Source organism: Haloprofundus sp. MHR1 (genome assembly GCF_005155585.1).
GTDB lineage: Archaea > Halobacteriota > Halobacteria > Halobacteriales > Haloferacaceae > Haloprofundus > Haloprofundus halophilus.
In genome coordinates, this window is record NZ_CP039833.1 from 307,060 (window position 1) to 321,898 (window position 14,839).

13 protein-coding genes are annotated in these 14,839 nt (G+C 55.9%); 6 read left to right on the forward strand and 7 right to left on the reverse strand.

The genetic code is table 11. From position 1 onward, the window contains the following. Nucleotides 1-349 precede the first annotated feature (349 nt). Nucleotides 350-1,114: a YihY/virulence factor BrkB family protein gene (locus FCF25_RS01480; protein ID WP_137047065.1), complete on the reverse strand. Its 765-nt coding sequence runs from the start codon at nucleotides 1,112-1,114 to the stop codon at nucleotides 350-352. A 341-nt stretch (nucleotides 1,115-1,455) separates the two neighbouring features. On the opposite strand from FCF25_RS01480, the gene FCF25_RS01485 reads away from it, so the two are divergent. After that, nucleotides 1,456-1,884: an HNH endonuclease signature motif containing protein gene (locus FCF25_RS01485; RefSeq protein WP_137047066.1), complete on the forward strand. Its 429-nt coding sequence runs from the start codon at nucleotides 1,456-1,458 to the stop codon at nucleotides 1,882-1,884. Between the two features lie 290 nt (nucleotides 1,885-2,174). On the opposite strand, the gene FCF25_RS01490 is transcribed toward FCF25_RS01485, so the two are convergent. Together FCF25_RS01490 and FCF25_RS01495 are read right to left on the reverse strand one after the other, a co-directional pair. Continuing rightward, nucleotides 2,175-2,456 carry a PadR family transcriptional regulator gene (locus FCF25_RS01490; protein WP_137047067.1) on the reverse strand — a complete coding sequence of 94 codons (282 nt, stop codon included), beginning with the start codon at nucleotides 2,454-2,456 and terminating at the stop codon, nucleotides 2,175-2,177. A 924-nt stretch (nucleotides 2,457-3,380) separates the two neighbouring features. Next, entirely contained in the window at nucleotides 3,381-7,028 is a 3,648-nt protein-coding gene (locus FCF25_RS01495; RefSeq protein WP_137047068.1) for an ATP-binding protein, read from the reverse strand. A 262-nt stretch (nucleotides 7,029-7,290) separates the two neighbouring features. Here FCF25_RS01495 and FCF25_RS01500 point away from each other — a divergent pair, with 262 nt between their 5' ends. The 3 genes from FCF25_RS01500 to FCF25_RS01510 all read left to right on the forward strand — a co-directional run bounded on the left by FCF25_RS01500 (nucleotide 7,291) and on the right by FCF25_RS01510 (nucleotide 10,274). After that, nucleotides 7,291-8,544, forward strand: coding sequence for an RNA-guided endonuclease TnpB family protein (locus tag FCF25_RS01500; RefSeq protein WP_137047069.1), 1,254 nt, complete (start codon nucleotides 7,291-7,293; stop codon nucleotides 8,542-8,544). Between the two features lie 1,159 nt (nucleotides 8,545-9,703). Further along, nucleotides 9,704-10,000 carry a ribbon-helix-helix domain-containing protein gene (locus FCF25_RS01505; protein WP_137047070.1) on the forward strand — a complete coding sequence of 99 codons (297 nt, stop codon included), beginning with the start codon at nucleotides 9,704-9,706 and terminating at the stop codon, nucleotides 9,998-10,000. Then, nucleotides 9,990-10,274 (forward strand): type II toxin-antitoxin system RelE/ParE family toxin, encoded by a 285-nt coding sequence (locus FCF25_RS01510; RefSeq protein ID WP_137047071.1) that lies wholly within the window; start codon nucleotides 9,990-9,992, stop codon nucleotides 10,272-10,274. Before FCF25_RS01505 ends, FCF25_RS01510 begins: the two co-directional genes overlap by 11 nt. A 295-nt stretch (nucleotides 10,275-10,569) precedes the next feature. Here the strand turns inward: FCF25_RS01510 and FCF25_RS01515 are convergent, their stop codons facing one another. Both FCF25_RS01515 and FCF25_RS01520 read right to left on the reverse strand, forming a co-directional pair. Beyond that, nucleotides 10,570-11,001 carry an ArsR family transcriptional regulator gene (locus FCF25_RS01515; RefSeq protein WP_117594459.1) on the reverse strand — a complete coding sequence of 144 codons (432 nt, stop codon included), beginning with the start codon at nucleotides 10,999-11,001 and terminating at the stop codon, nucleotides 10,570-10,572. A gap of 106 nt (nucleotides 11,002-11,107) precedes the next feature. Next, nucleotides 11,108-11,395 carry an antitoxin VapB family protein gene (locus FCF25_RS01520; RefSeq protein ID WP_137047072.1) on the reverse strand — a complete coding sequence of 96 codons (288 nt, stop codon included), beginning with the start codon at nucleotides 11,393-11,395 and terminating at the stop codon, nucleotides 11,108-11,110. A gap of 444 nt (nucleotides 11,396-11,839) precedes the next feature. On the opposite strand from FCF25_RS01520, the gene FCF25_RS01525 reads away from it, so the two are divergent. After that, entirely contained in the window at nucleotides 11,840-12,733 is an 894-nt protein-coding gene (locus tag FCF25_RS01525) for a DNA-binding protein (protein WP_137047073.1), read from the forward strand. Between the two features lie 116 nt (nucleotides 12,734-12,849). Here FCF25_RS01525 and FCF25_RS01530 read toward each other — a convergent pair whose 3' ends face one another. Further along, entirely contained in the window at nucleotides 12,850-13,134 is a 285-nt protein-coding gene (locus FCF25_RS01530; protein ID WP_137047074.1) for a type II toxin-antitoxin system RelE/ParE family toxin, read from the reverse strand. Beyond that, nucleotides 13,127-13,411, reverse strand: coding sequence for a ribbon-helix-helix domain-containing protein (locus FCF25_RS01535; protein WP_137047075.1), 285 nt, complete (start codon nucleotides 13,409-13,411; stop codon nucleotides 13,127-13,129). The genes FCF25_RS01530 and FCF25_RS01535 overlap by 8 nt, the downstream gene beginning before the upstream one ends. 840 nt (nucleotides 13,412-14,251) lie before the next feature. Here FCF25_RS01535 and FCF25_RS01540 point away from each other — a divergent pair. Further along, a complete protein-coding gene (locus FCF25_RS01540) occupies nucleotides 14,252-14,770 on the forward strand; it encodes a monooxygenase family protein (RefSeq protein WP_217353083.1) in 519 nt (172 codons plus the stop codon). The last annotated feature ends 69 nt before the right edge of the window (nucleotides 14,771-14,839 follow it).

The following is a 14,839-nucleotide window of genomic DNA, read 5'->3' on the forward strand; positions in this document are numbered from 1 at the left end:
CGAAATGAAATCGCTCACAAACACTCTTTCCACACGCACCTAGAGAACCATCTGTTTCCTCGAAATGAAATTCATACTGAAAACGTCGAAAGCCGTGTAAGCCTCGTCCACAGACCTCGAAAACCCAAATACGACTAGATAGACCTCCGATTCATTTCGAAGACGGTGTGTGAGACTCCCTTCTCTACTCTCTTTCTTGAGAGATTTCATTTCGAAATTCGGGGGTGTGACTTCCCTCTCACCACTCCACATTACTGTTGAGTTCGCCTCGCTGAAGGCGGCTACAGTCTACGCTATCTTAGCCTTCAACGTGCCTACAGCATCTCTCAACTTCGTGCACGAGAGGATATTATTCGCCTGCGAGCACTGCGTTGACGATGACGCCGACCATGAGCATCGACGCGGCGACGTAGAGGCTCGTGAGAATGATGATGATGCCGCTGAGGACGCCGTAAATCGCGTACCGGGTTGCGTTTATGGCGTACAGGTGGATGACTAACAGAAGCGCCGACCAGCCAACGGCGGCGGTGAGGGCACCGGGAACTGCCCCCGACCACGACGTCACGGCTCGGGAGGGGACGTAGTACATCGGGAGGAACGCCCCGGTGAGGACGACGAGCAGAACGACAGACCCGACGACCCCGAGCAGAGGCGTGGCCGGCAGTAGTGCGAACACCGCGCTCGTGACGACGATCATCGTGAGCGCGAGGCTGAACGAGACGAGCGTAGTTACCGCATCGCGAAGTTGCACGCGAAGCGACCGCTCGGCGGCGTTCTCGATGCGTTCGACGACAGCCAGAAACCCGGTCGCAATGTTCGCCCCGCCCCAGGCGAGGACGACGATCGCGAACACTCCTGCGCCGGTCCGTCCCGAGACTTCGGTCATCGCGTCGTACATCAACCCCTGGGCTTCGACTGTGAGAAACTGCGGTGTCGTCGTATATAACTGGAGTGCGAGCCTCTCGCCGATGATTGCGAACACTAACACTGAGAGCGGAACGAACGAGACGAACGCATAGTAGGCCAGTGCGCCGGCCGGATACTTGATTTCCTCCTCGTACGCCGCCCGAGCCACAGCTACGGTGACATCGAGTACGCGCGCCAACCCTCCCATACAGGAGTAAGTGTACCTACAGACAAAGAGGTTGCACCGGAGCTCGTCACGCGGATTCGGAGCGAAAGTTCACTGCTTCAGCCGCGGAGCTACGGAGTACGGTCGTTGCGTTCGAGGCGAGACGCCCTCTACATTCAGCGGGTCTCGAGGAACATACCTCGTCTACGAACTCTCTCGAACCGAAGCCGACATCGACGCAAGCGCCTCCAGAATACCCGGATTTGTGGGATAGATACACGCCACCGGTGCCGCGGCGACGGAACGAGATACCGGTCCAGTACCAATCAGTTAGCGAACCATACATTAATTACAATTTATGAGAATGTCTTACGAGAAAACGTATGCAGGAGCGAAAACACGAGGGGCGAGAGAACATCGGGGAGTTCGATCCTGCCGTATCTGGCGAGCAGTGTACCGTCTGCGGTACGACTGAGCAGATACGAATCCACCACATCGATGGCGTAGAAGCGAACACGGAGGCAGAGAACTGCGTTCCGATGTGCGAGGTCTGTCACCAGCGAATTCACGCCGATTCTCGGGATTCGGAGACGTGGATGCAATACGACGTTGCCGTTCCTGACGACGTTGCCGCCTCGGTCGACCGAGAGTTCGTCCGTCTCGTCTGCGAGTGCAACCAGGTACTCGGATGGCGTCCGGACAAACATCGGCATTACCTTCCGCTCGTCGTCGTCGACGGTGTTTCAGGCGTCGAAAAACTGGACGCGGCCACCTTCTACGAACGTCTCGACGAACGTGGTCTCCTACAGTGAACACGCCAGCGTATTCGGGAACTCGAAAGCAAAACGGATATGCTAGAACGCGCAATTTTCCTCAAAAATGAGTCCGCTCTATATCGCCTTCCTCATCGGCCTCTGGGTATCGACGCTCTCGTTCATGTGGCTGGTTTCCTACCTCTGGATGCACAAAGCACCGGTCGTTCGCTGAGAAGGAGTTAATCTACGAGCGTATGCTCTGCTATGGATCTATAGCTGTAGTGGCAAGGATCTCGAAGGCTCGCCGGTCTCAGAAGGGAGCGCGCCCCCAGTTGTGCGCTCTCTAGTTACGCTTCGACCATCCGGTGTCGGTCTTCCCACGAACGCCGCTCGCGAATCGCCTCTCTACCTTTCTCGGTGATCGCGTAGTAGTTCGTTCGACGATCTATCGGCCCTTTCTCCACGTACCCCTTGTTGACGAGGGTGTCGAGGTTCGGGTAGAGTCGCCCGTGGTTGATCTCACCGTCGACGTACTGTTCTAGCTCTTTTTTGACCTCTTGTCCTGACGGTTTGTCGAACCCAGAAATCACGTACATGAGGTCTCTCTGGAAGCCACTCAAGTCGTGCATATGATATACTCCACAAATTTGCATATAATGGTTCGCAGTGTCACTTATGCTGACAACTCTGAACGAACTCTCGGCGTCTGGACGGTCGGCGTCGTCGGTCGGTGAACCGAAAGCACGAGATCGGCGGGCAGACGTTCGTCGAACAGTCTCCGGCGCTCGAATACAGCCGCGGGTGAGATGTCTCGGCTCACTCGTTTAAGGAGCGTTCTCATAATCGGACATCGTGTGCTTCGAGCGCTCTATTTGTCGTTTTCGCGGATCACTCGTTGTCTATTGCCGTTCATACTCAGTCATGTTCACCGCAAGAGGACAGACGGTGGTGACGAGAATTCTCTCTAGGAGGTATCGAGAAGGAAACGTAGAATGGGTCAAAATTAACCCACGCGCCCGAAAGTGGCTTGTAGAGTCGATATAAGCCGTGTTTAGATAAGAGAAAGAGATTGAGGTCTCTGGGGGATTCGTCTAGTAATCACTTTCAATTCTCATAATCGGTCGCCGTCTATCGGTTTTGTATCTTAGAGGTTGTGGTTCGTTCGAGAATGGGCCAGCTCGAACACGAAAACTGCTGTGAGAGGCACCGAAACATCGATTCGTGGCGAATGGACACACATCTCGTCTGGGTTATCACTGGCTTCATACTCTCACCTCGAACGGTGGATAGACGGTCTCTTGCGGGTTGTGAGGCCGATTATGAAACTTCGATTGATTCGTTTCGCTGCTCGAGAGGTGGTGTGGACTGTTCTAACCGGATGGGACTGATTATGAATCGAGGTGTTCAAATCCGCTGACTCGTTCACCTGTTCCACACAGATGCAAGGAGGAAGCCCACGACTTCAGTCGTGGGTCACTAACCCGCTCGGGACGTTACTTGCATATTGTTTCAGCCGCCATACACTCATCGTCAGAGACGACTGAGTAGCAAACTCAGAATCCACCTCGATTGCTCTCTGATAACTGGTCGCGCAACCACTCGACCGGATACATCGCTGTCAACCCGGGTGTCTCGATGCGGAACTGCTGTGGTGGGGTCGTATTCGCATAGGTTTTCTCGACGCGCGGGTCGCCCTCGAGCGGGTCGTTGAGCGCTTGCAGTACTGCGTGGCCTGCAGATTGAGTCATGACGACCCAGATGGCGTCGTCAACGTTGCAGTCGGCGATCTTATCGAAATCTTCGGGGACGGCACGGCGAATGTCGTGATTCACCCGCTCGGCTTCGACGGCAACGACGATAGTGCCATCAGCACCGAGGCCTGCGATGTCGAGACGACGGCGGTCATCGATATCGTAGTACGGAATCACGTCGACGACAGGCGACTCTGGGTCTTCGAGGTACGCTTCGACGAGGTACTGTCGGGCCACCTCGATGGCGAGGACGTGCTGGCTCGACTCTTCGAGGTCACCTGCACCGTGGCCGTAGTCGACGCCTTGACGGTAGCTTTCCCCAATTTCGCTTCGACCATCGGGCGTCACCGAGTAGAGACGGTGTGGGTGGTCGGTATCGTGTCGAAGCAGTCCGTCGTCGATGAGACTCTCGACGGCCGCTGACTCGATTCCAACGTATTCCTGTAAGCGGAGCATCGAATCGTGTAACAGATCGTATTCGAGTGGGGTATATCGAAGTTGCTGGGCATTATACACAGCCTGGAGGAACAGCAGCTGTGTATCCGTATACCCTGAGACAGCCCGCTCTTCAGGAGTGAGCTTGAGGTTTATCTCGCAGATCGGCACGTCATCGCGGTCGATGTCTCGAAGTGAGAAACAGCACGCAATGGCGCGCTGCATGCCCTCGATGGTCGGGTCGTAGCGATTGTAACAGTCCGTACAGAAAAGCGCATGAATGGAGTCACTGTAGCGAACCGTCGGTGGCATCCGATTTGTGTACGGAAGCGCAGAGTCGACTCGCTGCTGTGGGAGCGATGAGCCATCATCTGAGGCAGCTGTCTCTGTCTTTGTATCTGAGTCTACATCCGTCTCATTCGATGTCTCCGCACCGCCTTCATCGGATGTGGCCGTACTCGGGAGGGTAAGCGTCAGTCCGTAGTCGGCTATCGTTCGTTCACGACATCGCGTCAGTGCACCCTCGAACGCCTCCTGTTGGGCGGCCGTAAAGGGGTGGTCGCCTGACGGATCACCGGGCGGCAACGCAGCTGATTTGACGAGAAATGGACGCGGCTCCGGATGGTCGAAACCAGCCGGGAGGCGGACGAGCCACTTTCCACGGCGGAGTGCTCGTAACCGATTGCCGATTGCCTGCGCATCCATATCGTCGGTGGCGAGTCTCTCAGCGAGACGGCGGTCAACGGGGACGTTGCCCGTGATGAACGTCGAGATATTGTTCAACACCTCGTCGTAGACGTCGTCGCCGTACGCACGGAGTTGGGCGGGAAATTGCATCGACAGCGTTAGCGAACAGCCGAAGCTGCGTGATTGGGCGAGTAACTGTTTGAGCAAGTCGGAGACGGCGACGCTCGCAGCCTCCTCGATATAGACGTTGACGAGCGGGAGTTCACCGTCCGGTGTGCGCTTCGAGCGACGACGAAGCGCGGTCCACAGATTCGAGAGGATGACGAGTGTGAGGACGCGCTGTGCCTCACTGCGGAGGTCGCCCGTATCGAAGATGATGACGACGTCGTCGTTCAAATAGCGAGCGAGGTCGAAAACGGGCGTGTCTGGGTCGTCTACGGCAACGTGATTGAAGATACGCGCAAGACGCCGGTCAAGCGGGATTTTCTCGATTCGATTTGCCACGCCTTGCATAATCTCGTCGAACGACCGTGCGCGATTCGCAACGACGCCCGCGAGCATCCGTTCGAGATCGGCATCGGAGACCGCAGGAGCCACTTGGCGTTCGTGCATCTGTCGGACTGCCGTGTGGAGGTCACGGTGTGAAAAAGCGTCGTGTCCACTGACGGGGTCGAACATCGCTTTCGTGAGATAGCGGATGATATCGGGCGAGCGAACGGCTTGCTCGAAGCGGTCTGTTCCCATGATTTGAGAGAGAATTTCGATGTAGTGGTCGACCGTATCCTCGACGGCCGTCGTCCGAGAGACGCCTGCGTCGAGTTCATCGCGAATGTCGAAAAATGAGAACGCAGGCAGTACCTCAGCGCAATCGAAGTAGATGACGTTATCGAGCGTGCCGAATCTTGCGAAATGTGCTGTCAGGTAATCGACTGCCATCCCGTCGCCTTTCGGTTCGATGATGATGTCTGCGCCTGACGTGGCGCTGTGATTGTGCAAGATGGCGTTGTTCGCACTCGTCGTCTTGCCTGCGCCAGTTTTGCCGAACCACCCAACGTGTAACGACTGCAGACTCGGTGGGAGCGTGAGCGGTTCGGTCGCTTCAGTCCCATCCTGGGTGAGTGGCGTTCCGAGAAGCAACCCCTGTCCGCGATAGCGTGCGAGCAACTCTTTCGGTGGCTGTGCCAACGGCGTCCGCTCGCCGGGCGTCGGGGCAACAGCACGCACCCCGGCTGCGGTGAGCGCGTTGGCATCGACGGCGAAGAAGTTCGCAACCTCCGTTGCGTCGGCGACGATTGCCCGACTCTGTGGAGTGCGCCACGGGAGGCGATTCGAGAACTGTGTGTACGTCGGTGCGTAGAACGTCCGCTCACAGATTGCGGTCAGGAGGTGGCTGGCTTCGTGGCCACGTCGAACACGTCCTGTGAGTTCATACGACGTTCGACCGACGGGCGCAAACGCCGAGGCGAGTTCGTGAGCAATCGCCGTGGCCGCAGTACTTGTGTCTTCACCGTGAGAGAGAATGGCGATGCGGGCGTTCACGTCGAACGAGCGGTGTGTTTCACGGACCGCGAGTTCGTCGAGTCTCGCTTCGTCACTGTGTGGAATCGGGAGGTCGTCGTCTGGTGGGCCGAATACGGCAGTCGAGAGTTTGCCACCGAGGGTGTCCTGACTCGTCTCGAGTGCTTTTCGTCGGACGTCGGCCGCAGCCGTCCAATCCGGTTTCGGGCGTAACAGTGTCTGGTAGATAATCGAGCAGTCGCTGGCTGCCATCGTCTCGATGATGGCTGCAAGCGGGATTCGCGTGTGCGTCTTGCTCTGACTCTGGTTCTGGTTACTCTCGCCGGCTTCGAACTCGCTGAAGGGCGTCAGTCGCGTTTGCCAATCTCGGGGTCGTTCGACACAACCCTCGTACTCGACAGCAGCGATGCAATCGGACGCATCGTCTGTTTCATTCGTTGAGTCTGGGTTGGACCCATGTGCTCGGATTTCCTCGGCAGTTCGGGTTGTCCGTGTGAGTTCGTACGAGTCGGGAAACAACCCTCTGAGGACGCGTTCGAGTGTATCGGTCGCTTCGGGTTCGTTGACGCCGAACAGATACGTGAGACTCGCCTCACCGGCTCCTTCAGAGATGAGCAGACACTCGATTGTTGGCGGTGAGGGGCGATCGAAGAGTTTGATCCCTGCTGAGTGGCGCTGTTGTGGGAGTTGGTGGAGACGGCGTACGTGTGTCGCAACGGTCTCTGGGTTCAGCGATTCGTCTGCTGGTCGGACGCGAATGTAGGTTCGTGCCTGTTCGAGCGGTACTGGGAGGTCGGTATCATCAGCCATCTAGTAGCGTCGGCTTCTTCAGATTCTCGTGAGTATGCATGGGCCGCACTCGTGTGGCTGCGTCTGCAACAGAATGTGAATCCAAGAGACAAACGGCGGACAGCTGAGCAGTTCAATACGATTTGAGATAGCATTCACACCCTCAAGCAACGAAAGAAGCGAGCGAGTAAGCCGAGGGGGAGCCGAAACGGGATGCGACTACCCTCGCTCAATAGCAGACCGATGTCTGAATTTAAAAAGCATTACGGATACATCCCCGGTCATGGAGGTCCGACGTACCGCACCCGTTAAAATTGTTGTTCCTGACGGACGACGTAGCGACCTCCACGAAACCGCTCGACAGTTCTTGTACTGTGCCAATCGTGCCAGTGAGTACTGTTGGGACGACACCTCGTACAAAAATTGCGTCACGTCAAACACGAAAGCCCGTAGTGCGCTCTATTACGAACTTCATGAGGAAACCGACCTCGTGGCAAACCTCGTACAAAAAGCAATTCGACGCGCCGTCCAAGCCACAAAAGGGTGCGTCGAACACTGGAAGAACGGGCGACGAGTAAGCCAACCAGAGTTCACGTCGTGGAGCATTGTCTACGATAAACGGAGTGCAACGTTTTACCAAAATAAAGTATCTCTCTCGACTGTCAATGGACGCGTTGAGTGCGACTTCGAGCTCCCCGCAGAGAGTCCAACACCTTATGAACAGTACGTACTGTCAGAGAAATTTGAATTCCGAACAAGCACACTCCAGTACGACGCAGTAGATGACGAGTTTTACTTCCACATCAGCACACGAAGATACGACCGCGACGGCGAAGACGATTCTGAGGTTCTGGCAGATACTGAGCACCAAACAGTCCTCGGTATCGACCTCGGCGTCAACTCGCTTGCTGTCGCTTCAACAGGGAGGTTCTGGCAGGGCAACGACTACGATCACTGGTGCCGCGAATTCGAAAAACGGCGTGCTAAGATGCAACAGCGCGGGACGCAGGCCGCTCACAATGCATTGCTTCGACTCGGAAAACGTGAGGAAGGGTGGCGGAAGCAGTACATCCATACCATAGCGAACGAAATCGTCAAAGAAGCGGTTGAAACTGGTTGTACCCAGATTGTCTTCGAGAACCTTGATGGTATCCGGGAACGCCTTCGATTCGCTAAATGGCATCATCTGTGGGCGTTTCGACGGATCGTTGAGTACGTTGAGTATAAGGCAGCACAGCAGAGCGTCGCTGTTGAGAGAGTAAAACCCAATTTCACGTCTCAACGCTGTTCTCGGACGGACTGTGGATTCACCCACGAGGGTAACCGTCACGGAGAACACTTTGAGTGCTTGAAATGCGGATACAAGGTGAACGCGGATTACAACGCGGCCAAGAACATTGGTATGAGGTACGTTCAGAAGCGACAACACAGACTGCACTCCTTGCCTATGTCGGAGAGTGTAGACGCATCAGTAAACATGCGTATAAATGGTGGACTGATGAACGGCGACGGGTATCAGCCTCTTGCTGAGACCTGATTGCTGGGAGTTCACATCAAAACAATGGAGGGCCTGACCTTTCGCAGTCTCACCGGGATTCTGTTCCGTCGATGGCCCCAACCCCAATAAAGCGAGGCGCGTCAGCGCCGAGCGAGTAGGGTTGTGTAGTTTACATGAAATGTACTCTCAGACTCGGTGCTCCCGTTAAGGAGACAGTGTGAAGACAGACGAAACGTCCTCTCTTTCCCGAAATGCGTTCGCTGAATTCGCGTCTGTGAGGACGTTTGCACCGCTGGCTACGTCTCAGAGTTTCTCATACTATAGGGTATGACCACTCGTGAGCGACCTGGACGGAAACCAGAAGAGAAGTGTAACTCTGTGATTCTGAAAGTCCGCGCCGTGTCGCTGGCTGCGACTCGCTGCGGTCCTTACGTCGTCATCAGAGACCGCTGGTTTCTGATTGGCTCGCAAGACGCACACGTCTTACGAACGTCTCGCTCAAGCGACACGGCGGCCCCTTTCGACCCCACCCTGTGGTTTGCGTTGGTTCCTCTTGCTCGGTGTTTTGGCGTTTGCAGCGTGATCTCGCAGTACTCACCGCGATACGCCTGCCAATTTTATCACACCCCCGGGGGGTGCAGGTGTTACTCAGTGCACCAACCAACGTTCCGACGACAGATCGGTGGTCGACTTCGAACGATTGTCTCTCGATTCAGGGGCAGAAAACATCCAGCACTGTCCAATCCTCAGTGTGCGCATCCAGGCTCAGACCGGTCGCTGTACCTCATCGGGGCTGAATCACTGCAGTGCTGTGAGTTCTGTGGTGCGGTGTTGATGCGGAGAGCGCTTCCAGAGTCCGCAGGGACGACGTATCTCGTTGATGAGCCGACCGATGAAGGTCGATCAGAGGGGGCGATATGAGTTCGCATCGTTTCACCGTCGAGTTCCGAACACGCGACGGCCAGAGACATCGTATCGTGTATCGAGCAGATATACACGGCGTGCGGTGGTCGCGTTGCGAGGAACAGTATGAGAATGGCCGCTGGCGACAGCGTGGTGAAGAACAGATTTCTGCACCGATGTTTGAAGTACGACCGAGTGGCGTGGGCTTCTTTCTGGGGCCGTGAGAGCCGCGTGATTGGTATCGCGACGAAGTTGCAAGAAAGCCTTATGCTACACAGACGTATAGCAATTGTATATGTCTGATGCTGATACTGGGACCGGCGACAATGGGCCGGAGATGGTACAAATCAACCTTCGACTGAGCAAAGCCTTCCTCGAAGATATCGACGCGACGTGGGAAGAACAGGGGTTCAATTCCCGAAGCGAGTTCCTTCGTTACGCGGCTCGTGACGCCATTAAGCATCCCGAGTTCTCACGAGAAGGGTGGAAGCAGATTGCGGCGAGCGAACACGACATCCGGTCGGGCGATGCGGAGTTAGTTTCACGAGATGAGGTTCTTGAGATGATGGATCGGGGCGCGGATGACGAGTGAGGGGGATTGGACATGGAAGTTCGCACCGCGTGCTGCGACCCAATTCGACGGACTCGAGACACACGTCCAGGACCGTATCGTCTCGAAGCTTGACGAAATCATCGACTCAGAGTGGCGAGAGCCGGACGACTTCGTTGAGCCCTTGACGGGCGGCCCGTTCTCGAAACTCCGCATCGGACAGTACCGTCTTGCTTGCATCGTCGACTACGACGAGTCCGTTCTCGAAGTCCATCGAATCGAACACCGAAGTGGTGCATACACCGCTGACGATTGAGATTCGTCAGTTACCCATGACTACAGTCGTGGGCTTCCACCTCGTATCTGTGTGGATCGCCTCGGGATCAAGCCCCGAGGCTTCCCGTTTTCACGACGCGCTTTGTAAACTACGCAGGCAATTCTCTCAACCCATAACGAACCAGCATCTCACACCACCGAAGTGCTTGTATGCATTATAGGGAAAGTATATTGTCGGGGGTGTGGCTTTTTGCCGGCGAACTACCCCGGTCAAGTCCCACAGCACTCGGCCTGCCTCGTCTATAGAATGAACGGAGAAAGCGTCACTCTCCTCGTCAATTATCGGGGCGCGGCATCGATTCTAGCTCTTTGATTCGACTCGTCTTCTCGACAGCGGCGTACTGTCGTTTCCATGCGTCTTCTGGGAAGAGGCCATTGCGATCGAACAGGTCGCGTGCTTCGGCAGTGAGCTCGAAGAACTGGTAGGGGTACCCCCGGATACGATTCCCGGTCTCGAACTCGCGTACCTGGATAACACCGACGTCTGCGAGGGTGTTGAGGTGGCGACGGATCGAGTCGTCGCTGAGTGGCGGATTCATGTAGTCGAGTTCTTCGACGCTGGGTGCGCCCACCGGATGACCGACGATATCTGCGATTATGTCTGCACGCTTTTTGTCAGTTGCTCGCTGGAGTGCACGCCATGTATCGGACGTTGTATCACCCACGTTGGTTTCGTCTTTAGGTACCGGCTCTGTCTCCGGTCTCATATCTCTATCTTGGGGTGAGGCTCTCATAATACTAATCGCTGCATCATACTCTCCATTCACCGATTCTGAGAGAATGTGTCTTTAGCACTGAAGTTAGGAGAATATACTATAGAAAAACTGATTGTAAGAGAGAGTTGACGCCGTAGCAGGTGACATTCCAGGACTCTTGTATTTCCTTTGCAACTCCTTCGAGATCGTCGTGACGGCGAGAGCGGCGTTCTTCGATTGCGTCTTCGAAGGCGTCAGCCTGCTCGTCCGAAAGAACTCCAGCAAGTTCGAAAAGAGAGCGCTCGACAGCGAGAGGAAGCACGACATCCGAGAACGATTCATCGTCCTCTTTGTGGGCTACAAGTCGATTATAGGATTTCTCGGAGAGTCGAATGCTCTTGGACATCTGCATACGGATGTGTCAGATTCTGGATTTGTCTGTTGGGGTCCGTTTCGAGATGGAGAGACACGTCAATCACTTCTTTTCGGTCGTTTCAGAACCCCGGTCTTGTCTCTCAGCCGTGGCACGCCCCGCTCGCCGCCTGTTCCGCCCTCCGTTCGCTCGTCCAGTTGGACGCCAGCGGGTTAGCCAGTCGGTCCGTGCGCTCCGTGGGTGCGCCGGACCGCCACGCTAACTCCGCTGGCCGCTCACTGCGGGCGGGGCGGCGCGCGTAGCTGGTTGGCTGATTCTTTCCGCACGCGCCGCTTCGCGCCCCGGGCGCGAAGCGAAGGCGCAAAGCGGCGCGTGCAGACGTCTCTGTCGAGAAACAGTCGGTGTGGTTGTGTAGAAAACCGCGAGTGGAGTCGCGGTTGTCGGGCGTCGTGAAACGCCTTCGGTCAGTGAAGACCAATGGCAAGTAAGAACGCAATCGGTAATGAAGTTGCGGGACAGCGCGGTGAACATGGTCAGTTCGAGAACACGGGCGTTTTCGACGAAGACGGCTTCGAGGTCGTCGACGAGGTTGCAGAACGCGAACGGAATCTCAGAGCGACCGTGGAGATGGAGATTCGGGCGAGAATCGACACCGACCACTACGAGACGCGGCGGCGTGGACTGACGCTCGAACAGGAAGAACGGATCGAGGCGAGAGAGTGGGAGCTCAGACAGACGAGAGTGCGGTTCGACAGACAACAGGAGTCGGACCGGGAAGCGCGGACGCGACGAGTGGCAGTGCGTGGAAGCGTCGAACGTCGACGTGCGTTCTGTAAGCGAGCGGCGAGCGTAGACCCATGGGCGGACCCGGATGTGGTAGATCCTCGTGAGCAGCTATCGTGTAACGAATTGGGTGCTGTGAACCGGGAAGCAGCGCGATTGGCAGGGAAGCTACCGGGGTGGTCGCAGGCAGCGATTAGTCGACGAGTAGCCGAGCGCGTCGTCGACGGGTGTGAGTTGATGAGCGCAGTCATCGGGGTGTTCGAGGAGTTTCGGACCGACCCCGGTCGAGTGGTTCCAATCGAAGCACTCGGGGAGGTACAAAGCCACGAGGTGAATATCTCTGGGACGATAACCCAGTTGTGGGAGCCACGGAGCAGAGCGATTCAGCAGGTTGGGCTTATCGAAGACGAGAGCGGGCGAACGAAGTTCACGGTATGGGAGAAGTCGAACGTGCCGATGATGGCAGAAGGCGACCAGGTGGTGTTGCGGAATGTAGCGCGAAATTGGTATCAGGGTCGGTGCTCGGTTGCACTGACGGGCTGGTCGTCGATATCGTTCCCCGAAGGTGAGCAATGGTGGGCTGAATAGCTAATTCGGCCATTCTTTTTCTGGCTCTGTTAAACCCCCCAATCGGTGACAGGTTTCGGGAGTCGTGCTGCATACAGGTCGCAAGTCGGTTAGGAGGCATGTGACTGCTAGTCGCATCAATCGTCGTCAGCGGTGTAGGCACCGCTTCGACGTTTGATACGGGCAACTACCATTCGGTATTCGGATTGGCGGAAGGTCACAGCTAAGCGGAACTCACCGATGCGCACCTTCTTGTGCGGACTATTCTGAAGTGGTTCACCATAGTCTGGTGGATCGCGCCACGGGGAATCGACAATTTCGTTGAGCTTATTCAGTATCCGCTCTTGCTCAGGTGGAGACAGCGCCGAAAGGTCGTTCTGGGCGTTCGATGCTAATTCCCACGTCCAGTCGCCCTCACTCATCGCTGTCCGTTCCGAATTGCTTGCGAGCTTCGTCGGCGCTCATGGTCTGTCCGTTACGGATATCCTCCTCTGCCTGGAGGAGGGCGATGAGTTCATCGCGGTCGAACGTCGGAAATTCTGTTGCATCTCGGAGGGTGTAGCGAATGAATTCGCTTCGGCTATTGAACCCACGTCCCTGCCATGTTGTGTCTATTTCGTCGAGAAACGACTGTGTGACTTTGAAATTCACCGTGACGATTTCGTCATCGCCGTTTGATCCTGTGGTTGCTTCAGACATACGCTTGTGTTACTCCTGTCTTACTAAATCAATTTCGACGCTACACGTTGAGTAGCGACTGGGATTTTCCGTCTACTGAATACATTCTCTGTATTTTGTACGATGCTTCGATCACTAGCTGGGGGTTCCAACAGAGCCTTTTTCTGGACGCCAGCTTCCTCCCCAGCCGTCGTCCTCGCTTCGCTCGGACGCCCCTCGCGCGCGATCGTGGCCGCGGGCCACTCCTCGCACGCGCCACGTACATTCATTCCTTATTCCACCCTCTGTGACTCCGCTCTACCTATTGACCTGCGGAATACGTGCGATTTGACGACTACTTCTACAGATAGACAAAACGAGTGGCTCAAAGTCGTTTGGAAGACCGAAGGTCTTCAGTCATGACGAGGGACCGAGAGTCTTTATAGCCACTTGACCTCTAGGCGGTTCATTCTAAGGTAACTCAGAATACGGTATTTCAGAATACCCTATTCTCGGGTACCGTATTCTCCAAACGTCGATGAACAAGTAGACAATTCGCCGCTGTAGACCTCGTGGTTGTGCCGCGATCTTCCACCGTGTGCGGCGAAAAGCCTGTCACGCTCACGTTCGAAACTAATCCCCATGAAGAGTGCCAAACCACGAAGATGATTTAAAATCCAGACCATGTTGAAAGCATCAACTGGTGACCTGTTCTAAGAGTCGTGCTGTATACGTCGCGCAAGTCGGTCAGCGGTTCTGCGCTCTACGTTACCGAACTGAATCGTTCAGTACAGGGCGCGAGTCGGTCAGCGACGATTCCAAGTCCAATCTTCTGGTGAGACCGTCTATCTGGTTTATGCTCTGCGGTGGCGTAGAATACTAATGGCAGAGATATTCCGAGAGCGGATGGCTGCGGAGATGGACGACGGATTCGTGATCTACATCAACGGGATACGGCTCAACAAGCTAAGCGCGCTCCCGCACTGGTTACTGGCGAACTGGAAGGTCGCGAGGATGTTCAAGGAGCTGGAGGCGGACCCCAAAAGCGGGTTCCTCGGGTACACACCGATCTTCCTTGGGCTCCGGAAAGGGGCTGCCATGCAGTACTGGCGGTCGCTCGAAGACCTCCAGCGATTCGCGACCGAGCAAAACGGCTCTCACGTCTCAGCTTGGAAGTGGTACAACGAGAAAGTCGACCCGGACGGAGGACTTGGGTTCTGGGCGGAACTCTACGTCGTCGACGGCGACTCGTTCGAGACGTTCTTCCGCAACGTCCCGCCTATCGGAATTGGGAAGTACGCGAAGATGGTTCCGATGCGCGAACACAAGCGACGACTCGGGCTCTCACCCGACGGGAGCGCCCGGAAAGCAACGTCAGCCGAGGAACCCATCGAGAGTTAGACACCCCAACCTCGAATCGCCGGCAAACGATTTCTCCTCAGGCGACCAATAGAATTCGGTGAGCAGTTC